The following is a 21,413-nucleotide window of genomic DNA, read 5'->3' on the forward strand; positions in this document are numbered from 1 at the left end:
GAGATGTCGCCCGTATATCAAAGCGCTTTTGGCCACGCAAACGGCGATCGGTCACGAATTGGAGGCCAGAGCCGTCGTCATTTGCGAATGCTTCATTTTCCCGGCCGAATATGGCAGGGACGCTGAAATGCCGCAAACAGCAGTTCATTGACAATCATGCCCGTCATCAAAGATCCCGATAGCATTGCAGTCGCCGGCCCGGCGATCATCCTCGTCGAGCCGCAGCTTGGCGAGAACATCGGCATGGTCGCGCGCGCCATGGCCAATTTCGGTCTGTCGGAGCTGCGCCTGGTCAACCCGCGTGATGGTTGGCCGAGCGAGAAGGCACGCGCGGCGGCCAGCCGCGCCGACCATGTCATCGACGCCGTGAGAGTGTTCGACGACCTGGCCTCGGCGCTCGCCGACTTGAATTTTGTCTTCGCAACCACGGCCAGGCAGCGCGACGGCTTCAAATCCGTGCGCGGGCCGGTGGAGGCGGGCAGGATGCTTCGGACCCATCATGCAATGGGACAACGCACTGGCATCCTGTTCGGACGCGAACGCTTCGGCCTCTACAATGACGAGGTCGGCTTGGCCGACGAGATCGTCACTTTCCCGGTCGATCCCGATTTCTCCTCGCTCAACATCGCCCAGGCCGCGCTGCTGATGTCCTATGAATGGATGAAGTCCGGCCTGGAAGATGAGACCAAGACCAATTTTTCCGGCCCGGACATGAAGCCGGCAAGCAAGGAAGAATTGCACGGCCTGTTTGCGTATCTGGAAGGCGCATTGGAAGCGCGCGGCTATTTCCGGCCGGCGCCGAAGAAGCCGAAAATGGTCGACAATCTGCGCGCGGTGCTCACACGCCCCGGCTTTGCCGAACCGGAGCTCAAGGTGCTGCGCGGCATCATCTCGTCGCTCGACAGGTTTTCTCCGGCGATGCCGCGCGGCGACGGGTCCCCTGGCGACGATCCGCGGCGCTTGCCCGCGGCCGCCGCGCGTGCCCGCAAGGCGGAGGCGGCGCGCTTTGCCGACACCGGCAAGGACGATGACATACCGCCGCTTGGCGGAAAAGGAACCGACAATGACTGAGCGGCCGATCCTGATGTTCGATTCGGGCATCGGCGGGCTTACCGTGCTGCGCGAGGCACGCGTGCTGATGCCCGACCGCCGCTTCATCTATGTCGCCGACGACGCTGCGTTTCCCTACGGCGCTTGGGAAGAGCCGGCGCTGAGGGCGCATATACTCGAATTGTTCGGCAAACTGCTGGAGCGCTTTGCGCCGGCCATTTCCGTCATCGCCTGCAACACCGCCTCGACGTTGGTGATCGATGCGTTGCGCGATAGATTTCCCGAGCATCCTTTCGTCGGCATGGTGCCTGCGATCAAGCCGGCGGCGGAACGCACGCGCTCAGGGCTGGTTTCGGTGCTGGCGACGCCTGGCACCGTCAAGCGCCAATACACGCGCGACCTGATCAGCAAATGGGCGCAGAAATGCCATGTCCGCCTGGTGGGCAGCGACAGGCTGGCGGGACTGGCTGAGATCTACATGCGTGAGGGCTTCGTCGATGAAGAAGCCGTGCGCACCGAGATTACGCCGTGCTTCGTCGAACATGATGCGCTGCGTACGGATATCGTCGTGCTCGCCTGCACACACTACCCCTTTCTGGCCAATCGCATGCGCAAGACGGCGCCCTGGCCGGTCGATTGGCTCGACCCCGCTGAAGCGATCGCGCGCCGGGCGCTGTCGCTTCTCGCCGACATCGATCCGAGCGGTCGTGGCGAGATGCTGCCTGAAGGCCCCGACCTTGCCGTCTTCACATCGAAAAGAGCCGATTTTCCGACCCGTCGCCTAATACAGGGCTTCGGGCTGGCGATGTCGTGATTCCGAAGCGGAACATCACGGCAGTCGTTGCGTTTTTCTCCAGATTCTAACGGGAGAAAGAGCCATGCCAGCCACCTCGAAAGCCCAGCAGAAAGCCGCCGGCGCGGCTCTGTCGGCCAAGCGCGGCGAGACCAAGAAGAGCGAACTCCAGGGCGCTTCCAAGGGAATGTACGAATCGATGAGCGAAAAGCAGCTCGAGGAATTCGCCGAGACGAAGCGCAAGGGCCTGCCGGAGAAGAAGTCGAAAGACTAAGGGTTAAGCATCCGGAATCAAAGAGCCCGCGGCCAAGACCGCGGGCTTTGAAATGATATCGGCCGCCTGAGACCGGATAGGAGCCTACCAGCGCCCGCTGCAGCGCTTGATCTTGTAGCGTATGACCTTCTTGTGGCCGTGCCGCCAGATAACCTTCTTCTTGATCACGATGCGGCAAGCCTGGTGATGCCGGTGTCCTTGCCAATGCCTGGCCTCCGCCGGCTCCGGTGTCAGGACCGCCATGGATCCCGCCAACACAGCGGCTCCTGTCAGGGTAAGGAAGAATTTCTTCATGCGAATGTAGCTCCTCTGCTCCGGTCCCTTCCTGATGCCGCTGGCGCAACCTCCCGCCACATCCGGCACTGCACTCAACCCAGAGACGCTATATCGTCGCCATGGCCTACGCCAGCCACAAGCTTGACACCGGTTAAATCTCCGTTTAATCAGCGCCCCAACACCGGGCCGCAATGCCCGGTGGTTTTCTTTATGTGCGCAAGATGCGTGGAAATCCAATTCTACTATCTTGTTTGAACTGACGTGTCCCGTGGGTTTTCCGCCGCGTTGCGTGGGAAAACCCTGTCAGGTCTCGAAAACGGAGGCCAGAGGAGGGCGCGTTTCCTTCACCCGGACCATGAGGTTCCGGGTGTATTGTTTTGAAAAGGGAATGCGATGAGCAAGCGCGAATCCGCGAAGTACAAGATCGACCGCCGTCTCGGCGAAAATATCTGGGGCCGCCCGAAGTCCCCGGTCAACAAGCGTGAATACGGTCCTGGCCAGCATGGCCAGCGCCGCAAGGGCAAGCTTTCCGATTTCGGCCTGCAGCTGCGCGCCAAGCAGAAGCTGAAGGGTCACTATGGCGATGTTTCGGAAAAGCAGTTCCGCAAGGTCTATGAAGAGGCTGACCGCCGCAAGGGCGACACCTCGGAGAACCTGATCGGCCTGCTCGAATCGCGTCTCGACGCGGTCGTCTACCGCGCCAAGTTCGTGCCGACCATTTTCGCCGCCCGTCAGTTCGTCAACCACGGCCACGTCAACGTCAACGGCAAGCGTGTCAATATCGGCTCGTATCGCTGCAAGCCGGGCGATGTCGTCGAAGTGCGCGAAAAGTCCAAGCAGCTGGTCATCGTTCTGGAAGCGGTCGGTCTCGCCGAGCGCGACGTGCCGGACTACATCGAAGCCGATCACAACAAGATGGTCGCGACCTTCTCGCGCATCCCTGGCCTTGCGGACGTTCCGTTCGCCGTGCAGATGGAACCGAACCTGGTCGTCGAATTCTATTCGCGCTAAACGAGCGCGTTCTGCGATACCAAGCAAAGGCCGCCTGTCGAGGCGGCCTTTTCTTTGTCGGTCATGTCCGCTAATCCGGCGCTCTGGGCCACTGAAAGCGACATGCCATGAACATGCTTCCAGACATCGAACCGATCGCCGACAGCGAAGGCGGCTTCCATCCGCTGTTCGCCGACGTGCCGTCCTCGGTCGAATTCAACAAATTGCGCAAGCGGCTGCTGCGGCTGACCCGGCAGGCGATCGAGGATTTCTCGATGGTCACGCCCGGCCAGCGCTGGCTCGTTGCCCTGTCTGGCGGCAAGGATTCCTACGGCCTGCTCGCGGTGCTGCTCGACCTTAAATGGCGCGGGCTCTTGCCGGTCGATCTTCTGGCCTGCAATCTCGACCAAGGCCAGCCCAATTTCCCCAAACATATCCTGCCGGACTATCTCGACAGCCACGGCATTGCCCACCGGATCGAGTATCAGAACACCTATTCCGTCGTCACCGACAAGCTTCCTGCGGGCAGCACCTATTGCTCGCTCTGCTCGCGCCTCAGGCGGGGCCATCTCTACCGCATTGCGCGCGAGGAGGGGTGCTCGGCGCTGGTGCTCGGCCACCATCGTGAGGACATTCTCGAGACCTTTTTCATGAACCTCTTCCATGGGGGCCGTCTCGCCGCCATGCCGCCAAAACTGCTCAACGACGAAGGCGACGTCATGGTGCTGCGGCCATTGAGCTACTGCGCCGAAGCCGATCTGGAAAAATTCGCTGCCGCCATGCAATTCCCGATCATTCCCTGCGATCTCTGCGGCAGCCAGGAAGGTCTTCAGCGCAACGCCATGAAGGCGATGCTCGAGGATCTGGAAAAGCGCATGCCGGGCCGCAAGGATACGATGCTGCGCGCACTGTCCAACAGCAGGCCATCGCATCTGCTCGACAGAAAGCTGTTCGATTTCGCCGCCCTCAATGAAACCCTCACAGCCAGGCAAGACGTTCCCGATGACATTTGACGATACTGCGATCGACTGGCTTGCCGGTCTTCTGTCCGACGCCGCAAAAGCCGAGATCATGCCGCGTTTTCGCCGGTTGGGCGACGGCGATATCAGGCAGAAGACCTCGGCAGCCGACCTGGTGACCGAAGCCGACGTCAATGCCGAGCGGCTCATCACCGCCAGGCTGCGCGAGCGCTATCCCCAGGCGATGGTCGTCGGCGAGGAGGCCTGTTCCGACAATCCGGCGCTGTTGAACGGGTTGGGCGATGCCGATCTGGCCTTCGTCATCGATCCGGTCGACGGCACTTTCAACTTCGCCTCCGGCGTGCCGCTGTTCGGCGTCATGCTGGCGGTCGTGGTCCAGGGCGAGACGGTTGCCGGCATCATCCACGATCCCGTCGGCAAGGACTGGCTGATTGGCGCCAGGGGCGCCGGCAGCCATATCCGGCATGCGCATGGCAGCCTGGAGAAGGTGCATGTCGCGGCACCCGCCTTGATCTCGGAAATGACCGGCTCGGTCTCCTGGCAATATATGGCCGAGCCGGAGCGGTCGCGGCTGGCGCGCAACCAGACGAAGATCCTGTCGCAGTTCGCCTATCGCTGCGCCGCGCACGAATACCGCTTGCTGGCGAGCGGCCATGCCCACTTCGTCGTCTACAACAAGCTGATGCCGTGGGATCATCTGGCCGGCGTGCTGATCCATGCCGAGGCCGGCGGCCATGCGGCGCGCTTCGACGGCAGCACCTATCTGCCCTCGCATCTCGGCGGCGGCCTGCTTGTCGCGCCCGATCGCGAAAGCTGGCACGAATTGCGCCGCGAACTCTGGGCGGCACAGGATTAATTGCTGCGTTAGCCGAAGGAGCGGTGCAATTTCACGCAAATCCGGAGGCTCTCGAATGAAACCTCGGTTCGCATTTGTCGCGGCGGCTCTTGCCGCCGCTTTGTTTGCCAGTTCCCTGGAAGCAAAATTGCAAGAGCGCAGCTGTCGCAGTTCCGATCCCGTCGATACGATAAGGGAGATGTCGGACGCTATCTATGCCTGCTGGAAACCGCCACCCGGAACCGCGGGCATGTCCCTGACACTGCGGTTCTCGCTTCGCCGCAACGGCACACTGATTGGCAAACCTCGCGCCACATATTCCGATCTGGGAACCGATGCCCAGCGCAGCAGGGCCTTCGTGGCATCCATCCTCAGGGCACTCGATGACGCTCTGCCATTGCCTTTTTCGGACAGCATGGGTGAAGCAATCGCAGGGCGCATGCTTGCCCCTCGGTTCACGGCAACTCTTGAAGGTGCGTCCTAATGCAAGTCGGTGATGTGCCCTGAAACGGGCGGGTTCTGTGGCTGGAACATCTTGCCGCGCTCGGCGATGAAGATCGTCAGCAGCGCCGCGACCGAGACACTGCAGAAGCCGGCGGCCAGCGGCGTCACCGTGCCGTTGAAGGCCTGACCGATCAGCGTGCCGAGAATGCCGCCGAGAAACGTCTGCATGAAACCGAGGATCGACGACGCCGTGCCGGCCAGTTGTCCGAGCGGTTCCATGGCCAGCGCGTTGAAGTTCGCGCCGAGCGCACCGAACGGAAGCATGGCACAGGCAAAGAAGGTGATGAACAGCCAGAGCGGCATCTTCATTTCCAGCGAGACCACCAGCCAGGCAAGGCTGATGACCAGGAACAGCAGCAGTGCGCTTTGCGACAGGCGGCGCATGCCGATGCGGCCGACAAGGCGCGAATTCAGAAAGTTGGAGAAGGCGAGCACGCCCGCAACCCCGGCGAAGATGACCGGGAACATCTCGCCGACATGGAAGATGTCCACATAGATCTGCTGCGCCGAAGCGATGAAGCCGAACATGGCGCCGAAGATGAAGGTGCTGGCGAAGGCATAGCAGATCGCAATGCGGTTGGTGAGCACGATGCGAAACCCACCGACAATCGAGTTCACGGTCAGCGGCCGGCGATGTTCGGGATGCAGCGTTTCAGGCAGGCGCAGCAGCGACCAGGCCGAGACGAGGAGCGCACCGACGGCCATGGTGACAAAGATCCAATGCCAGGTCGCAAACAGCATGATGAACTGGCCGATGCCGGGAGCAATGACCGGTATCGCCATGAACACCATGAAGATCAGCGACATCACCTCGGCCATGCGCCGGCCGTCGAACGTATCGCGCACGATCGAGACGGCGATGACGCGGGTGGCGGCCGCACCGATGCCTTGCACGGCCCGGCACAGCAGAAGTGTTTCAAAGCTTGGCGCAATGGCGGCAGCCGCCGCCGCGGCGACATAAATCACCAGCCCGGCGACCAGCGGTGCGCGACGCCCGAAGCGATCCGAGATCGGCCCGAAGAACAACTGTCCGCCGCCGAAGCCCAGAATGTAGGCCGTTATGACGTACTGCCGGTGGTTTTCATTTTCGACGCCGAGCGAGGCGCCGATCTGCTGCAGCGCCGGCAGCATGATATCGATGGCCAGCGAGTTCAGCGCCATCAGCGCCGCGCACAGGGCGATGAACTCCCAGCGCGGAATGGGCAGTTTGCTTGCCGATTGCGGCTCTGGTTTTGACTGGTCCACGGCAAGTCCGATCTTTCAAACGAAAATGCGCCGGCGGGCCGGCGCATTGGCTCGTCTTGGTCCTGGGTTCAGGACATGAAAATTGCCGAGGTGGGCTGCTCCCGGCGCCTTTGTGCATGACCCCGAAAATCAAAATCAACCTTCGGATGGCAATATGCACAAACAGAAATCAGGCGGCGCCTTTGACGCTGACGCCCTTCTCGACGAGGAATGTCTGCAACTCACCGGCCTGGAACATCTCGCGGATGATATCGCAGCCGCCGACGAATTCGCCCTTGACGTAGAGCTGAGGGATCGTCGGCCAGTTGGAATATTCCTTGATGCCCTGGCGCAGTTCAGCCGAGTCCAGAACGTTCACGCCTTTGTAGTCGGCGCCGATATAGTCGAGGATCTGGACGACCTGGCCGGAAAATCCGCATTGCGGGAAACCGGGCGTGCCCTTCATGAAAAGGACGACGTCGTTGCCCTTCACTTCATTGTCGATGTAGTCGTTGATACCGCTCATGGAAAATCCTTTCCCGCCTGTGGGAGTCAGGCTCGAAACATATCCCTTCAAATAAACCCAACGATTGCTCGAAACAAGACGTTAGCCGTGCCGTGGCTGAAATGGCGCAAAGGATGAGCCGTGTTGGGCCAAGCGGTTCTCTCGACACTGATCCGCGTGGTTGCGGTTGTTCCGGTGCGGCTCAGTCAGGAACGCTGGTCTGCAGCGCCAGTGCGTGCAGCACGCCACCCATATTTCCTTTCAGCGCGTCATAGACCATCTGGTGCTGCTGCACGCGGCTTTTCCCTCGAAAGCTCTCGGCCACCACCTCGGCCGCATAATGGTCGCCGTCGCCGGCGAGATCGCGGATCGTCACCTTGGCGTCCGGAATGCCGTCCTTGATCAGTTTTTCGATGTCGTGGGCATCCATTGCCATGGCAAAATCCTGTTTCGAGCGGCCGGCAGCCGGCCATAAGATGAGAGTCGGGCGAGCCTAAAGCCTTTCCGGTCCGGATTGAAGCCGTTCTGTCCCACCAACGGCAAGACGGTTCGATGGCTTCAGAGAAAGACTAGACCGGTGGGCTTGCTTCATTCTCGGCAACGTCCTCGCGTGTCGAGAAAGCACGGCCAAGGCTGAAGGCAAGTACATAGAGCGGCAAGTTGAGCACGAGGCTGACAATGGGAAGATAGCTCGTCATTTGCCAAGCCGGCGAGAAGAACGCCTGGCCGTAGCCGTCGCAGGTCAACGACGAGCCGTACTCCCACAACGCGCCTACGACCACCGCGCTGGCAAAAAGCTTGATGCAGGTGACAATGTGCCTTGCCCGTGCCGGATCCGGCGCCAGGCGGTCCCACAGAACCAGGCAGACGATCGGGACCGCGTAGACGAGATTCTGCGCGATGAGCATGGGGATGGCGCCATTGGCCGCGGCAAGGAACTCCGCGCGCGTTTCCAGCCGCATGCATACCTCGCTTGAGGTTGTCGACAGCAGGAAAAAGACGAACGGTCCCAGGAACCAGAAGAAGAACAACGACGGCCAGAAGACGACTGCAAGCAGCGCCCGGGCAGCCAGTTTCCTGTGATTGATCATGAGTTTCCCGAAAAACCGTTCCCACTTTTCGGGATCATGCTCTCGTCAACTGGCCTGGTCCATGAAGCGGGGGAACCAGCCTTCGTGCGCCGCGGAGAGTTCGCTGACCGGGATTGCCCTGGCGTCGCCAAGCTTCAGCGCGTTGCCCCCGGTCGAGCCGATCCACGGCGCGAAGATGCCGAGTTCGCCCTGCTGCTTGCGAATGGCGTCCCATTCGTCACCATGCGGATCGATCGACAGCGTCAGGAGATAACGGCCCTGATCCTCGCCGAACCAGACCGGGATCGGGTCGGTGCCGACAAGCCCGGGAACGGCGGCGCCGATTCCGGACGCCATCGCCATCTCGGCAAGTGCAACGGCGACACCGCCATCGGAAACGTCGTGCGCCGCCGTGACGATGCCGGAGGCGATGAGCGCTCGCACATGGTCGCCGACGCGTTTTTCGTGATCGAGATCGACCGGCGGCGGCGGGCCATCCGTGCGGCCGTGTACGTCCCTGAAATAGACCGATTGGCCAAGATGCGTTCCCCAGGACGCCGGTGCGCCGACCAGCAGGATCATCTGGCCCTCGGCCGCAAAGCCGATCCGCACCATCTTCGACCAATCGGCGATCAGCCCGACGCCGCCTATGGTCGGGGTTGGCAGGATGCCTTGGCCGTTGGTCTCGTTGTAGAGCGAGACATTGCCGGAGACGATCGGGAATCCGAGCGCACGGCAGGCGTCGCCTATGCCTTTCACCGCGCCGACCAGCTGGCCCATGATCTCAGGCCGTTCCGGGTTGCCGAAATTGAGGTTGTCGGTTGCGGCCAGCGGCAGAGCGCCGGTGGCGGTCAAATTGCGCCAGCATTCGGCCACCGCCTGCTTGCCGCCCTCATAGGGGTCGGCCTCGCAATAGCGCGGCGTCACGTCGGAGGAGAAGGCGAGCGCCTTGGTCGCATGGCCTTCGACCCGGACCACGCCGGCATCGCCGCCTGGAAGCTGCAGCGAATTGCCCTGGATCAACGTGTCATACTGTTCCCACACCCAGCGCCGCGAAGACAGGTCGGGCCCGCCGAGCAGCTTCAGCAGCGCGTCTGCAACGTCGGCTTGCGGAATGTCATTGGCGGCCAGCGGCGCCGGCTTTTTCGGTTCGGTCCACGGCCGATCATATTCCGGAGCCTTGTCGCCAAGATCCTTGATCGGCAGGTTGGCGACCTCGTCGCCCTGGTGCAGAACGCGGAAGCGCAGATCGTCGGTGGTCTTGCCGACGATGGCGAAATCGAGCCCCCATTTGTGGAAGATCGCCTCGGCTTCCTTTTCCTTTTCCGGGCGCAGCACCATCAGCATGCGCTCCTGGCTTTCCGAAAGCATCATTTCGTAGGCGCTCATGCGCTCTTCGCGCACAGGAACCTTGTCGAGATCGAGCTCGATTCCGAGGTCGCCCTTGGCGCCCATTTCGACCGCCGAGCAGGTGAGGCCGGCGGCACCCATGTCCTGGATGGCGATGACGGCGCCCGAGGCCATCAGTTCGAGGCTGGCTTCCAGCAGGCATTTTTCGGTGAAGGGATCGCCGACCTGCACTGTCGGGCGCTTCTCATCGATTTTGTCGTCGAATTCGGCCGAAGCCATGGTGGCGCCGCCGACGCCGTCGCGGCCAGTCTTGGCGCCGAGATAGACGACCGGCAGGCCGACGCCCTTGGCTTCCGACAGGAAGATCGCATCGGTTTTGGCAAGGCCCGCCGCAAAGGCGTTGACCAGGATGTTGCCATTGTAGCGGGCGTCGAAATTGACCTCGCCGCCGACTGTCGGCACGCCGAAGGCGTTGCCATAGCCGCCGACGCCGGAAACCACGCCTGAAACGAGGTGCCGGGTCTTGGGATGGTCAGGCGAGCCGAAGCGCAGCGCATTCATCGCCGCGATCGGCCGCGCGCCCATGGTGAAGACGTCGCGCAATATGCCGCCGACGCCGGTCGCCGCGCCTTGGTAGGGCTCGATATAGGACGGGTGGTTGTGGCTCTCCATCTTGAAGACGACGCAGTCGCCGTCGCCGATGTCGACCACGCCGGCATTCTCGCCCGGCCCCTGGATGACTTGCGGACCGGTGGTCGGCAGCGTGCGCAGCCACTTCTTCGAGGATTTGTAGGAGCAGTGCTCATTCCACATCGCCGAGAAGATGCCGAGTTCGGTGAAGCTCGGCTCGCGCCCGACGAGGTCGAGGATGCGCTGATACTCGTCGGGCTTGAGCCCGTGTGAGGCAATGAGCTCGGGGGTGATCGGCACGGAATTGGAAATGGTCATGGGCGGCGATTTATATCCGGGACGTTGGGATTTTGAGTCCCGTCTTATCGCAAGCCTCGCGGCCGATACACCCATGGATCGACGAAAAACGACGGAAAACCGGACAAAGCCACGCAGTGTCAGGAGAAGCTGTCGTAGCCGGCGCGGCCTTCATCGAGAAGTCGCCGGATCGCCGCGACGCCTTCGGCTATGTCCTCGCGCTGTCTCGGCTGCGAAACGCCAAAGCGGACGCCATGGAAAACCTGCTCGGAGCGGCCGGCCTTGAACTCGTCCTCATCGTCGATCAGCACGCCGTGCTCAAGGCAGGCGTTCTTGAAGGTGCCGGAAAGCCAGGGGTCGGGCAGGGTCAGCCAGACAAAGGGCACCCTGTCATGCGACTTGAATGCGAAGCCGGCCAAAGTCTCGCGCACGATGGCGATGCGGGCGCCGATTTCGGCGATGCTGCGCTTGCGTATCTCATCCGCCTGACCTGACAGCACCAGCCTTGTATTCACCTCCGCCAGCAGGAAGGGCATGCCGCCGGTCATCATCTTGTGAGCGACACGGATGCGGTGGCGGTAGGCGGGCGGGCAAGAAAGCCAGCCGCCGCGTACACCGGCTGCGACCGACTTCGACAGGCCGCCCGCGACAATGGTGCGTTCAGGCGCATACTCGGCCAGCAATGGTGTCGGGTCATCGGTCAGATTGCCATAGAGGTCGTCCTCGATGAGGACTACGTTGTATTCGCGTGCGACATGGGCGATCGCCTCGCGGCGCGCCGCCGACAAGGTGGCCAGCGTCGGATTCTGCGCAGTCGGCATCAGGAAGATCATCTTGGGATGCTTTTGCGCGCAGACGCGCTCGAAATCCTGCGGATCGATGCCTTCCTCGTCCGATGCCACCAGCGCGGTGCGCCTGCCGATCAGGCCGGCACTGCGGGAAATCTGCGAGTAGGTGAGGTGCTCGAAGGCAACATAGTCGCCAGGCATGGTGAGCGCCGCGATTGCCGCCATCACCGCCGCATGGGTGCCGAGCGTGGGAACGATGGTGTCGGCACTCGGACGAAACGAATTGCGCGCCAACCAGCGGGCGCCGGCTTCGTACCAGCGGTCGGGAAAATCCCGCGTGTAGCTTGAAATCTCATGTGGATGGTCCTGCGCCGTGCGCGACAGGACACCGGCGACGATGTCGCCCTGGCCGATATCGGGTGCTGCGGTGCTGTCGAAACGCAGCTTGCCTTTAGGCGCATCGATATAGCGTGTGCCTTCGCCGCCGACGTCCGGAGCCGGAAAATCCGGCTTCGCGCGCTGGCCGAGCACATAGGTTCCACGCCCGACTTCGCCGCTCACCAGCCCACGCTCGCGCAGCAATTGATAGGCCCGGCCGACCGTGCCGACGGTGGTGCCGATGTCGTAGGCGAGGTCGCGTTGCGGCGGCAGCTTTGCGCCGGCATCGATCACCCCCCGGTCGATGTCCGTTTCGATGGAATCCGCAAGCCGCTGATACAGCGGGCCGGAGCCGGTGGTGAGGTCGGGGAGCCAATTTGTCATGGTGACAATTTTCTATATTGCACCCATACATGAGTCAATACATATCAGATGCGTGCCAAAAAGGGTACAATTTGGAATTCTGGTAGAAAGAAAATGAATACAATCGCCACAATCCGTCATTCGAGCGCCGAGTTATCGGGCCAAGCGACACGTCCATCGGACCGGAGCGGCTTTGTCAGCCGTCTGGTGCGTCTGGTCAGATCGCTGGCGAGATGGATCGACAGCCTGCTGGATCGCCGCCGCAGCCGGCTGGCACTGCTGGAAATGACCGATGATCAGCTCAAGGATATCGGCGTCTCGCGCTGCGATGCCCACCGTGAGGGCATCAGGCCGTTCTGGGACTGAAAGCTAGCGGAGTTTTGATGCCCTGATGCGTGCAATGCCATGGTCCGCAAGGACGGCGACCACGCACAGCACGAGAAAAAGTCCGGTGATGGCCAGCGCCGAGATGGCAACGCTGGGCGCACCGTTCTTGGCGACGTCAAGGAAGGGATAGGGCACCTCGCCGGCAAGCGGTGCCCGTACCAGCGCATAGATCAGATAGGCGACGGGATAGAGCATCCACCAGGAAATGTCGCTCCAGCGCGTCCTGCCGTCAGCGCCCGATATCAACCACCACAGCACGAAGAGCACCGGCGTCACATAATGCAGCAGGACGTCGCAGAGCAGGAACAGCCCCTGCGGCTGCCAGAGTTGTGCCAGGACCGTTGCGTAGATGATGAAGACCAGCGCGATCGAAACCGCAACGCCGGTGCGCATCCGCGCGCCTGCAAAGGCCGGCAGCCAGGCATAGAAGGTGGGTGACAGCAGCGACGTGTACACCAGCACCGCGCCGATGTTGGTCAGGATGGTGAAGAAGCTGAAGACGAAAATGATTGAGCCAAGCAGGCTGCGGCCGGCTTCCATCGATGCCGGAATGCTGATGCAGAACTGCAGGATGAGCCCGGCCAGACCGATGACCAGACCCGCGATCTGCAGGAACCGGCCCACGGGCTAGGCCGTCGCGGCGCAGGCCGGATTGCCGGCCTGCCAACGGGCGATGTCCGAGCCGATGCGGGCGCCGAGCGGATCGTTCATCAGCGGTCCGAAGACGTCGACGCGGCTAGAATTGCCTTGCGCTTGCACGACGAGCAAAGGTTTGCCGCCATAGTGCTTGGCCGGCACCAGCAGGAAACGCGGCGTGCCGCTGAACGAATTCAGCTCATTGGCCATCTGGTACGGTTTGAAGGCTGGGTCCTTGCTGGCGATCCAGCATTTGTGGGCAGCGATCGCCACTTGTTCCATGGCCAGCAGCGCAGCACTTTTGCCTGAGGGAACAGGCGTGCTCTTTGGCGTCGACTGGCAGGATGCCAGCACAAAGCCCGCCGCGGCGACCAGCGCGATCGTCTTCGACTTGATCAAGCGGCACCCATCTCAAGCTCGGAAAGAAAAATCTTCAAACCATCGGTCATCTCGCCCCACACCCGCGACAATGCCGGGTGTTGCGAGGCGATCTGCTGGTAGGCGTCGAATTTCGGATAGGCGTCGAGCAGGTCGTGGCGTCCCGTCATAACGCGAAAATTGTTGAAGATGAACCGCGTCGGCGTCAGCCAGGCATCGGCGAAACTAATGTCGTCGCCGAGTGCGAAGGGCCCTTGCGCCATGCGGGCCTCGATCGCCGCCAGTCCATGATGTAGGCGGGCGAACTGGGCGTCGATCTCGGCATTGTTTCGCTTCGGCACGGAATGAAGCTCGAAAAGCTTCATCATCGGTGTCAGCACATCGAGATCGGTGATGCGGGCGAACATACGCACCAGCGCGCGGTCCTTGGAATCGGGCGGCAGCAGCGCCGGTTCCGGGAACCGTTCCTCGAGATATTCGGCGATGACCACCGATTCGACGATGGTTTCGCCCGAGCCGGTGATCAGAACCGGAATCCGGTTCATCGGTGAGATGGCGCGAAACTCTTCCGGGATGGGGAAACCGGGCGGCGGCGCGATGATCTTGAGTGGTACGTCCTTGATGTAGGCCAGTGCCCGCACGATCGACGAGTAGGGCGACAACGGCCGCGAATAGAGTTTCATGACCGTCTCTCTCCCCAATGAACCAGACTTGCTCCAAAGAGACAGGAATGTCCGGCTGTTTTCAAGCTGTTCGCTTCGATATCGTCAGGCGGCGATGCCGAGGGCGCTCTCGAACAGTCCGCGGCCGTCGGTGCCGCCATGGGCTGCTTCGATCAGGTTTTCCGGGTGCGGCATCAGCCCGAGCACATTGCCTTGGCTGTTGACGATGCCGGCAATGTCGTTGATCGAGCCGTTGGGGTTGGTGCCCTCCGCATAGCGGAACACCACCTGGCCTTCGCCTTCGAGACGGGCAAGCGTGTCGGCGTCGGCGAAATAATTGCCGTCATGATGCGCGACCGGCGAGCGGATGATCTGGCCCGGCTGATAGCGGCGGGTGAACATGGTGTTGGCATTGGTGATCTCGAGCTTCACCTGCCGGCAGACGAATTTCAGCGAGGTGTTGCGCATCAAGGCGCCCGGCAACAGGCCGGCCTCGACCAGGATTTGGAAACCATTGCAGACGCCGATGACTGTAACGCCCGCGGCCGCTTTTTCGGCCACTGCCCGCATGACCGGCATGCGCGCAGCGATCGCGCCGCAGCGCAGATAGTCGCCGAAGGAAAAGCCGCCCGGAATGGCGATCAGGTCGACATCGGGGATTTCGGTGTCGGTCTGCCAGACGGTGACTGGCGGTGTTCCCGAAATCTTGGTCAACGCCGCGATCATGTCGCGGTCGCGGTTGAGGCCGGGCAGGAGGACGACGGCTGATTTCAATTTAGGCGATCTCCACCGCGTAATTCTCAATCACCGTATTCGCCAGCAGCTTGTCGCACATGGCCTTGAGGTCGGCTTCGGCCTTGGCCTTGTCACTTTCGGCCAGCTCGACGTCGAAAACCTTGCCCTGCCGCACCGCGCCGACGCCGCCGAAGCCAAGGCCCGACAATGCGTGTTCTATCGCCTTGCCTTGCGGGTCGAGCACGCCGTTCTTGAGGGTGACGGTAATGCGGGCCTTGATCACGCTGGACATGCTCCTGTTCTGACTATCAGTTCGCAAGCCGCGATCAGTGCGGCTTGCCTTTGAGACCGTCGGTCGAGGCGACGAGCACAGGGCCGGTCGGGCGCGGCGGTTCGTTCTCGTTCATGATGCCGAGGCGGCGGGCAACTTCCTGGTAGGCCTCGACGAGGCCGCCCATGTCGCGGCGGAAACGATCCTTGTCGAGCTTGTCCTGCGTCGCCACGTCCCACAGGCGGCAGGAATCCGGCGAGATCTCGTCGGCGACGACAATGCGCATCATGTCGCCCTCGAACAGCCGGCCGCATTCGATCTTGAAGTCGACGAGCTGGATGCCGACGCCCATGAACAAGCCGGAGAGGAAGTCGTTGACGCGGATGGCCAGCGCCATGACGTCGTCGATCTCCTGCGGGCTCGCCCAGCCGAACGCAGTGATGTGCTCTTCCGACACCATCGGATCGTCGAGCGCGTCGGCCTTGTAATAGAATTCGATGATCGAGCGCGGCAGAACGGTGCCTTCCTCGATGCCGAGCCGCTTGGACAGCGAACCGGCGGCGACGTTGCGCACCACCACTTCGAGCGGAATGATCTCGACTTCCTTGATCAACTGCTCGCGCATGTTCAGCCGGCGGATGAAATGGGTCGGGATGCCCATGCGGTTCAAATGGTTGAAGATGTACTCGGAAATGCGGTTGTTGAGGACGCCCTTGCCGTCGATGACTTCATGCTTCTTCTTGTTGAACGCGGTGGCGTCGTCCTTGAAGAACTGGATAAGCGTGCCCGGTTCGGGTCCCTCATAGAGTATCTTGGCCTTGCCTTCATAAATGCGGCGGCGATTTTTCATCTGGATTTTTCTCTGGGGTTCCGGACAGGGCGGTATCAGACCATTTCCTGTCCGTCTGCCTGAAATAGTGCGGCTACGGTAGGGTTCAATGCCGGGTCTATCCCAATCACATCGTTTGCTCAATCGGCAAATCCTTCCAATCAACCGCTTTCGGGACTGAAATGCCGCAGCGCAGCATGCGATGAAGCGTATTGACCGGCCCGCGACCTTTTGGTTTGTGCTTTGGCAACGCACATATTCACCGCCAACGAATCGAATTTGACCGGAGGGACGCCATGAGCAGCATGAAAGACCGCGAAGAGGGCTTTGAGCGTAAATTCGCATTCGACGAGGAGCTTCGGTTCAAGGCCTCGGCACGCCGCAACAAGGCGCTCGGCCTGTGGGCCGCCGAAAAGCTCGGAAAGTCCGGCGCTGATGCCGACGCCTATGCCAAGGAAGTGGTTATCTCCGACATCGAGGAAGCCGGCGACCACGACGTGTTCCGCAAAATCCGCGGGGATTTCGACGCGGCCGGCGTCGAGCAGTCGGACCACCAGATCCGCCGCACCATGGACGAACTGATGGCGCAGGCGATCGAGCAGATCAAGAACACCTGATCCGGGCCATGCGCTGATCCCGGCCATACGCTGGACCAATCGACCGCCCGGCCTATCCGGGCGGTTTTTCTTTGCCTTTGTCGCGATTTCTGGCTGAAACTGCCGGAGTTAACAAGGAAAGTACCCATGTCCCTGAAGTCCCGCCTCGCGGCCGACGAAACGCTGTTCACCGCATGGTCCGGCGTGCCGGATGCCTTGACCGTCGAAATCGTCGCCAAGCAGGACTTTGATGCCGTCACGCTCGACATGCAGCATGGCGGCCATCACGAAGACAGCGTGCTGCGTGGCCTGGTGCCGGTGCTCGCTGCCGGCAAGCCGGCGCTGGTGCGCATTCCCGTTGGCCGTTTCGACATGGCAAGCCGCGCGCTCGATTTCGGCGCCGAGGCGGTCATCGCGCCGATGGTGAATTCGGTTGCCGATGCAAAATTGTTCGCCGCCGCCATGAAATACCCGCCACTCGGCGAGCGCTCCTGGGGGCCGACTTACGCTTTTCCGCGCCACGGCCAAGGCGACCAGGCCGACTGGCTGCGCGACACCAACCAGCGCACCATGGCCTTCGCCATGGTCGAGACGCGTGCGGCCCTCGATGCGCTCGACGGCATCCTCGACACGCCCGGCATCGACGGCATCTTCCTCGGTCCATCGGATTTCTCGATCGCCTGGAGCAATGGCGCCACGGTCAATTCGACGCTGGAAAGCATGATGGAGACTGTGGCATCGGTGGCCGAGCGCACCCGCAAGGCCGGCAAACATGCGGCGATCTACGTTGTCGAGCCGGCAATTGCCGGCCGGGTTGTGTCGATGGGCTATCGCCTGCTGGCCATGGGCTCCGAGCATTCGCTGATCGGGCTTGGCGCAAAAACGCTGATCAAGAGCGTCCGCGATTCGATCGGGTCCTGAAGAAACTCAGGGTTTCAAATCCGTCAGGAATTTGGCGAAGGTCATTGAACCTTCGGGCCACGGCCCGAAGCCTGAATCCGCGTTCAGATGACCGGTCTCGCCGGCATCGATGAACAGCGAGCCCCATGCACCGGCAATGTCTTCGGCGACATCGAAGGCGCAGAACGGATCGTTGCGGCTGGCGATCACGATCGAGGGAAAGGGCAGCGGCTCACGCGGGTAGGGACCGAAGGTCATCAGGTGCCTGGGCCTGATCTCGGGATTGGCGACGTCGGGAGGCGCCACGAAGAAGGCCCCGGCGACCGGCTTGCGGAATTGCGGAATGGCTTGCACCGCAGTGGCGACGCCGAGTGAGTGCGCGACCAGGACAACCGGCCGCTCGGCCTCGTTGACCGCCTTGGCGACGCTCGCCGTCCAGTCCTCGCGAACCGGCTTCGACCACTCGGCCTGTTCGACGCGGCGCGCCGTCGACAGTTTCGACTGCCAGCGGCTCTGCCAATGGTCGGGGCCGGAATTGGTGTAGCCCGGCACGATGAGGATATCTGCTTCCTTGACCTTCATGGCGCTGAGATAGCGAGCGGCATCGCTTCGTGCAACCGGCAGGAACGCCGCTATTGATCACAATAGTGAACACCATGTTCGCTTCTTCGCGTCTTGTGTGAACGATGCCGATGGACGATCTGTGGTCAGGAAAAGAAACAGCCGTGCGCGGGAACCCTGACTTTGGAACTGACACGACGTACAATGATCGGCGGAGTGGGGCTTCTCGCTTTGGGAGCTTCATCGCAGGCCGGTCGAACGGAGCATTTGATGAGCGAGTTGCCTTTTGCCGCCACCACCCCAGTCAGCGTTGCCCGCGTCGGGCTGAAGGCGCGCGACGCGGAAAGCCTTGCCGCATATTACCGCGAAATTGTCGGTCTGCAGGAGTTGAGCCGTGCCGATGGTTCGATCACGCTGGGCGCCGCCAACCGTCCCTTGTTGGTGCTTGAGCAGGACGCTTCAGCTAAGCCGGATGATCCGCGCAGCGCCGGGCTGTTCCACACCGCCTTCCTGCTGCCCAGCCGCGCCGATCTCGGCCGCTGGATCAACCACGCTATATCGAACAAGATCGCGATCGAGGGCGCTTCCGACCATCTGGTCAGCGAAGCTCTGTACCTGACCGATCCCGAAGGCAATGGCATCGAGATCTATGCCGACCGCCGCCCGCAGGACTGGAAGTGGAATGGCGACAAGATTGCCATGGCAACGGAGCGGCTGAACATTCCGTCCGTCGTTGCCGAAGTGCCTGCGGGTGACGCCGGCTGGCAGGGCGCGCCGGAAAACAGCATCGTCGGCCATGTCCACCTGCGTGTCGGCAGGCCGGAAGACGCCGAAGCCTGGTGGAACCAGGAATTCGGCTTCGACACGGTGGCGAAATATGGCGGCCAGGCGGTGTTCCTGTCGTCGGGCGGCTATCACCACCACATCGGCGCCAACGCCTGGCAGAGTTCAGGCGCAGGCCGCCGCGATCCCTCCCGGTCAGGTCTGGCCTGGGTCGAGATGCGTTCGGACAAGGCATCCACCGAAACCACGCGGGAAGACCCGTGGGGCACGGTGATCCGCACCGTGCCTGGCGCTGCCGGCTAAGCGCCCGCTGCGCTCTTAAACAGAACTGGCGGCGTAACCGGTCAGCAATCCGTGTGCCCAACTGTCGAAGCCGGCCGCCGTCGCGCGGCTGGATGCTTCGGCCCAGTCATAACTGACCGCGTGATGGCTGAACGACCATTCTCCGCGCTTGTGCGTGGCGAGGGCGTAGCGGGCATGCGGGCTGCCGGTCACGGTAAGGCCGGGAAACGCCTGAACACCGACGCTGCCGGGATTTAGGATCGTCTGGCGGTCGGAAAGCCGCACGACGCGCGGCGTATGGGTGTGGCCGCACAAGGTCAGCCCGGCATCGATGCTGCCGAGCTTGTGTCTGATTTCTTTTTGATTGGATGGATAGAAGTGATTGCCGCCGTCTTCCTCGAGCAGGAACGTCTCGTCGTCGCTGGGGCTGCCGTGGCAGAGCAGAATTTCAGGGGCGAGCGTCAGGGCAATCGGCAATGCCAAAAGCCAAGCCAATGACGTCTGGGAGAGGCAATGGTGGGTAAAGGCATCGACGTCTTCCAGCCCGGAAGCCGGCGGCTCGATCAGCACACGGTCGTGATTGCCGCGCACGGTCGGCCAGTTCTGTGCAATCAAATATTGCGCGGTTTCTTCCGGCCATAGCGGCCCGGAGAGACAATCACCCAGATTGACGATGATGTCGGGAGAATTGTCCTTGATCCGCGCATGAACCGCTTCAAGCGCGCGCAGATTCCCGTGAATGTCGGAAAGGACAGCCAGTCGCATGGAAATCCTATCCGAACACCCGCTTGAAGATCGTGTCGACATGCTTGGTGTGATAGCCCAGGTCGAATTTCTCGCGGATCTCGGCTTCCGGCAGCGCTGCGGTCACTTCCTTGTCGGACAGTAATTCCTCAAGAAAATCAGCGCCTTGCTCCCACACTCTCATGGCGTTGCGCTGCACCAGCCGGTAGGAGTCTTCGCGCGACAGGCCCGCCTGCGTCAGCGCCAGCATGACGCGCTGCGAATGCACGAGGCCGCGGAACTTGTTCATGTTCTTCAGCATGTTGTCGGGATAGACGAGCAGCTTGTCGATGACGCCGGTCAGCCGTGACAGCGCGAAATCGAGCGTCACGGTGGCGTCCGGGCCGATCATGCGCTCGACCGAGGAGTGCGAGATGTCGCGCTCGTGCCAGAGCGCCACATTCTCCATCGCCGGCAGCGCCATCGAACGCACCATGCGGGCAAGGCCGGTGAGGTTCTCGGTCAGCACCGGGTTGCGCTTGTGCGGCATGGCCGACGAGCCTTTCTGGCCCGGCGAAAAATACTCTTCCGCTTCCAGCACTTCGGTGCGCTGCAAATGCCGGATCTCGATCGACAGCCGCTCGACCGACGAGGCGATGACGCCGAGCGTGGCAAAGAACATCGCGTGACGGTCGCGCGGGATCACTTGCGTCGAAACCGGCTCGGGCTTCAGGCCGAGCTTCGCCGCCACATGTTCCTCGACATAGGGGTCGATGTTGGCGAAGGTGCCGACCGCCCCGGAGATCGCACAGGTGGCGATGTCCTCCCGCGCGTGCACCAACCGCTCGCGGCAGCGCGAGAACTCGGCATAGGCCTGCGCCAGCTTGACGCCGAAGGTGGTCGGCTCGGCATGGATGCCATGGCTGCGGCCGATGGTGACCGTGTCCTTGTGCTCGAAGGCGCGGCGCTTGAGCGCTGCAAGCAGACCATCGATGTCGGCGAGCAGGATGTCGCTGGCGCGGGTAAGCTGCACCGCAAAGCAGGTGTCGAGAACGTCGGACGAGGTCATGCCCTGATGGATGAAGCGGGCGTCCGGCCCGACGAATTCGGCAAGATGGGTGAGGAAGGCGATCACGTCATGCTTGGTAACGCGCTCGATCTCGTCGATCGCCTCGACATCGAATTTTGCCGCCCCGCCCTTTTCCCAGATGGTTTTTGCCGCTTCCCTGGGGATGACGCCGAGTTCGGCCAGCGCGTCGCATGCATAGGCTTCGATCTCGAACCAGATGCGGAACCGGGTTTCTGGCGACCAGATGGCGACCATTTCCGGCCGGGAATAGCGAGGGATCATCGGTCAGTCCTG

General features: G+C 62.0%; 27 protein-coding genes. 11 read left to right on the forward strand and 16 right to left on the reverse strand.

The genetic code is table 11. The features are described 5' to 3' along the window. Positions 1-156: 156 nt before the first annotated feature. The 3 genes from NKJ37_RS05535 to NKJ37_RS05545 all read left to right on the forward strand — a co-directional run bounded on the left by NKJ37_RS05535 (position 157) and on the right by NKJ37_RS05545 (position 2,117). Positions 157-1,071: an RNA methyltransferase gene (locus tag NKJ37_RS05535; RefSeq protein WP_128303273.1), complete on the forward strand. Its 915-nt coding sequence runs from the start codon at positions 157-159 to the stop codon at positions 1,069-1,071. Further along, the gene (gene murI / locus NKJ37_RS05540) at positions 1,064-1,864 is read left to right on the forward strand and encodes a glutamate racemase (protein WP_023810327.1); all 801 of its coding nucleotides are present in this window, start codon (positions 1,064-1,066) and stop codon (positions 1,862-1,864) included. The genes NKJ37_RS05535 and murI overlap by 8 nt, the downstream gene beginning before the upstream one ends. A 64-nt stretch (positions 1,865-1,928) precedes the next feature. Then, positions 1,929-2,117: a DUF3008 family protein gene (locus NKJ37_RS05545; RefSeq protein WP_023810328.1), complete on the forward strand. Its 189-nt coding sequence runs from the start codon at positions 1,929-1,931 to the stop codon at positions 2,115-2,117. Positions 2,118-2,201: 84 nt separating this feature from the next. Here the strand turns inward: NKJ37_RS05545 and NKJ37_RS05550 are convergent, their stop codons facing one another. Then, positions 2,202-2,411 carry a hypothetical protein gene (locus tag NKJ37_RS05550; RefSeq protein WP_023810329.1) on the reverse strand — a complete coding sequence of 70 codons (210 nt, stop codon included), beginning with the start codon at positions 2,409-2,411 and terminating at the stop codon, positions 2,202-2,204. A gap of 375 nt (positions 2,412-2,786) precedes the next feature. Here NKJ37_RS05550 and rpsD point away from each other — a divergent pair, with 375 nt between their 5' ends. The 4 genes from rpsD (at position 2,787) to NKJ37_RS05570 (ending at position 5,682) form a co-directional block, all read left to right on the forward strand. After that, a complete protein-coding gene (rpsD, locus tag NKJ37_RS05555; RefSeq protein ID WP_023759539.1) occupies positions 2,787-3,404 on the forward strand; it encodes a 30S ribosomal protein S4 in 618 nt (205 codons plus the stop codon). Between the two features lie 107 nt (positions 3,405-3,511). Further along, positions 3,512-4,396 carry a tRNA 2-thiocytidine(32) synthetase TtcA gene (gene ttcA, locus NKJ37_RS05560; RefSeq protein WP_352773127.1) on the forward strand — a complete coding sequence of 295 codons (885 nt, stop codon included), beginning with the start codon at positions 3,512-3,514 and terminating at the stop codon, positions 4,394-4,396. Then, on the forward strand, positions 4,386-5,219 hold the full coding sequence (locus NKJ37_RS05565) for an inositol monophosphatase family protein (RefSeq protein ID WP_352773129.1): 834 nt from the start codon (positions 4,386-4,388) through the stop codon (positions 5,217-5,219). Before ttcA ends, NKJ37_RS05565 begins: the two co-directional genes overlap by 11 nt. A 55-nt stretch (positions 5,220-5,274) precedes the next feature. Next, the gene (locus tag NKJ37_RS05570; protein ID WP_352773131.1) at positions 5,275-5,682 is read left to right on the forward strand and encodes a UCP034077 family protein; all 408 of its coding nucleotides are present in this window, start codon (positions 5,275-5,277) and stop codon (positions 5,680-5,682) included. Here NKJ37_RS05570 and NKJ37_RS05575 read toward each other — a convergent pair. The 6 genes from NKJ37_RS05575 to NKJ37_RS05600 form a co-directional block, all read right to left on the reverse strand. Then, entirely contained in the window at positions 5,679-6,863 is a 1,185-nt protein-coding gene (locus tag NKJ37_RS05575; RefSeq protein WP_352773340.1) for a multidrug effflux MFS transporter, read from the reverse strand. The two genes, NKJ37_RS05570 and NKJ37_RS05575, sit on opposite strands and share 4 nt — an antisense overlap. Before the next feature lie 253 nt (positions 6,864-7,116). Further along, complete coding sequence (gene grxD, locus NKJ37_RS05580; RefSeq protein WP_006332883.1) at positions 7,117-7,452, reverse strand: Grx4 family monothiol glutaredoxin; 336 nt, start codon at positions 7,450-7,452, stop codon at positions 7,117-7,119. 181 nt (positions 7,453-7,633) lie between these two features. Then, positions 7,634-7,867 carry a BolA/IbaG family iron-sulfur metabolism protein gene (locus tag NKJ37_RS05585; protein ID WP_010909092.1) on the reverse strand — a complete coding sequence of 78 codons (234 nt, stop codon included), beginning with the start codon at positions 7,865-7,867 and terminating at the stop codon, positions 7,634-7,636. Positions 7,868-8,000: 133 nt separating this feature from the next. After that, entirely contained in the window at positions 8,001-8,522 is a 522-nt protein-coding gene (locus tag NKJ37_RS05590) for a hypothetical protein (protein ID WP_031212939.1), read from the reverse strand. A 45-nt stretch (positions 8,523-8,567) separates the two neighbouring features. After that, a complete protein-coding gene (purL, locus tag NKJ37_RS05595; RefSeq protein ID WP_023810335.1) occupies positions 8,568-10,799 on the reverse strand; it encodes a phosphoribosylformylglycinamidine synthase subunit PurL in 2,232 nt (743 codons plus the stop codon). A 119-nt stretch (positions 10,800-10,918) separates the two neighbouring features. After that, positions 10,919-12,328: an aminotransferase-like domain-containing protein gene (locus NKJ37_RS05600; protein ID WP_352751532.1), complete on the reverse strand. Its 1,410-nt coding sequence runs from the start codon at positions 12,326-12,328 to the stop codon at positions 10,919-10,921. A gap of 93 nt (positions 12,329-12,421) precedes the next feature. Here NKJ37_RS05600 and NKJ37_RS05605 point away from each other — a divergent pair, with 93 nt between their 5' ends. Then, positions 12,422-12,673 (forward strand): DUF1127 domain-containing protein, encoded by a 252-nt coding sequence (locus tag NKJ37_RS05605; protein WP_352720345.1) that lies wholly within the window; start codon positions 12,422-12,424, stop codon positions 12,671-12,673. Positions 12,674-12,676: 3 nt separating this feature from the next. Here the strand turns inward: NKJ37_RS05605 and NKJ37_RS05610 are convergent, their stop codons facing one another. The 6 genes from NKJ37_RS05610 to purC form a co-directional block, all read right to left on the reverse strand. Beyond that, positions 12,677-13,318 (reverse strand): Pr6Pr family membrane protein, encoded by a 642-nt coding sequence (locus NKJ37_RS05610; protein WP_352773135.1) that lies wholly within the window; start codon positions 13,316-13,318, stop codon positions 12,677-12,679. A gap of 3 nt (positions 13,319-13,321) precedes the next feature. After that, positions 13,322-13,729 (reverse strand): hypothetical protein, encoded by a 408-nt coding sequence (locus tag NKJ37_RS05615; protein ID WP_023810339.1) that lies wholly within the window; start codon positions 13,727-13,729, stop codon positions 13,322-13,324. After that, positions 13,726-14,391 carry a glutathione S-transferase family protein gene (locus NKJ37_RS05620; protein ID WP_023810340.1) on the reverse strand — a complete coding sequence of 222 codons (666 nt, stop codon included), beginning with the start codon at positions 14,389-14,391 and terminating at the stop codon, positions 13,726-13,728. Before NKJ37_RS05620 ends, NKJ37_RS05615 begins: the two co-directional genes overlap by 4 nt. A gap of 84 nt (positions 14,392-14,475) precedes the next feature. Next, entirely contained in the window at positions 14,476-15,144 is a 669-nt protein-coding gene (gene purQ, locus NKJ37_RS05625) for a phosphoribosylformylglycinamidine synthase subunit PurQ (RefSeq protein WP_024504558.1), read from the reverse strand. 1 nt (position 15,145) lies between these two features. Next, positions 15,146-15,388 (reverse strand): phosphoribosylformylglycinamidine synthase subunit PurS, encoded by a 243-nt coding sequence (gene purS / locus NKJ37_RS05630; RefSeq protein ID WP_023810342.1) that lies wholly within the window; start codon positions 15,386-15,388, stop codon positions 15,146-15,148. Positions 15,389-15,431: 43 nt separating this feature from the next. Beyond that, positions 15,432-16,226 carry a phosphoribosylaminoimidazolesuccinocarboxamide synthase gene (purC, locus tag NKJ37_RS05635; RefSeq protein WP_013532127.1) on the reverse strand — a complete coding sequence of 265 codons (795 nt, stop codon included), beginning with the start codon at positions 16,224-16,226 and terminating at the stop codon, positions 15,432-15,434. A 275-nt stretch (positions 16,227-16,501) separates the two neighbouring features. On the opposite strand from purC, the gene NKJ37_RS05640 reads away from it, so the two are divergent. Continuing rightward, positions 16,502-16,822 carry a DUF1476 domain-containing protein gene (locus NKJ37_RS05640; protein ID WP_013532126.1) on the forward strand — a complete coding sequence of 107 codons (321 nt, stop codon included), beginning with the start codon at positions 16,502-16,504 and terminating at the stop codon, positions 16,820-16,822. Between the two features lie 126 nt (positions 16,823-16,948). Next, entirely contained in the window at positions 16,949-17,722 is a 774-nt protein-coding gene (locus NKJ37_RS05645) for an HpcH/HpaI aldolase family protein (RefSeq protein ID WP_352773138.1), read from the forward strand. A 6-nt stretch (positions 17,723-17,728) separates the two neighbouring features. On the opposite strand, the gene NKJ37_RS05650 is transcribed toward NKJ37_RS05645, so the two are convergent. Beyond that, a complete protein-coding gene (locus tag NKJ37_RS05650) occupies positions 17,729-18,283 on the reverse strand; it encodes an RBBP9/YdeN family alpha/beta hydrolase (RefSeq protein ID WP_128303284.1) in 555 nt (184 codons plus the stop codon). Between the two features lie 249 nt (positions 18,284-18,532). On the opposite strand from NKJ37_RS05650, the gene NKJ37_RS05655 reads away from it, so the two are divergent. After that, positions 18,533-19,348 (forward strand): VOC family protein, encoded by an 816-nt coding sequence (locus NKJ37_RS05655; RefSeq protein ID WP_023810345.1) that lies wholly within the window; start codon positions 18,533-18,535, stop codon positions 19,346-19,348. A 15-nt stretch (positions 19,349-19,363) separates the two neighbouring features. Here the strand turns inward: NKJ37_RS05655 and NKJ37_RS05660 are convergent, their stop codons facing one another. Together NKJ37_RS05660 and purB are read right to left on the reverse strand one after the other, a co-directional pair. Continuing rightward, positions 19,364-20,092, reverse strand: a complete 729-nt coding sequence (locus NKJ37_RS05660) for a metallophosphoesterase family protein (protein ID WP_023810346.1) — start codon at positions 20,090-20,092, stop codon at positions 19,364-19,366. Positions 20,093-20,099: 7 nt separating this feature from the next. Further along, a complete protein-coding gene (gene purB, locus NKJ37_RS05665) occupies positions 20,100-21,401 on the reverse strand; it encodes an adenylosuccinate lyase (RefSeq protein ID WP_128303286.1) in 1,302 nt (433 codons plus the stop codon). Positions 21,402-21,413: the final 12 nt, after the last annotated feature.

The organism is Mesorhizobium sp. M0140 (assembly GCF_040322475.1).
Taxonomy (GTDB): Bacteria; Pseudomonadota; Alphaproteobacteria; order Rhizobiales; family Rhizobiaceae; genus Mesorhizobium.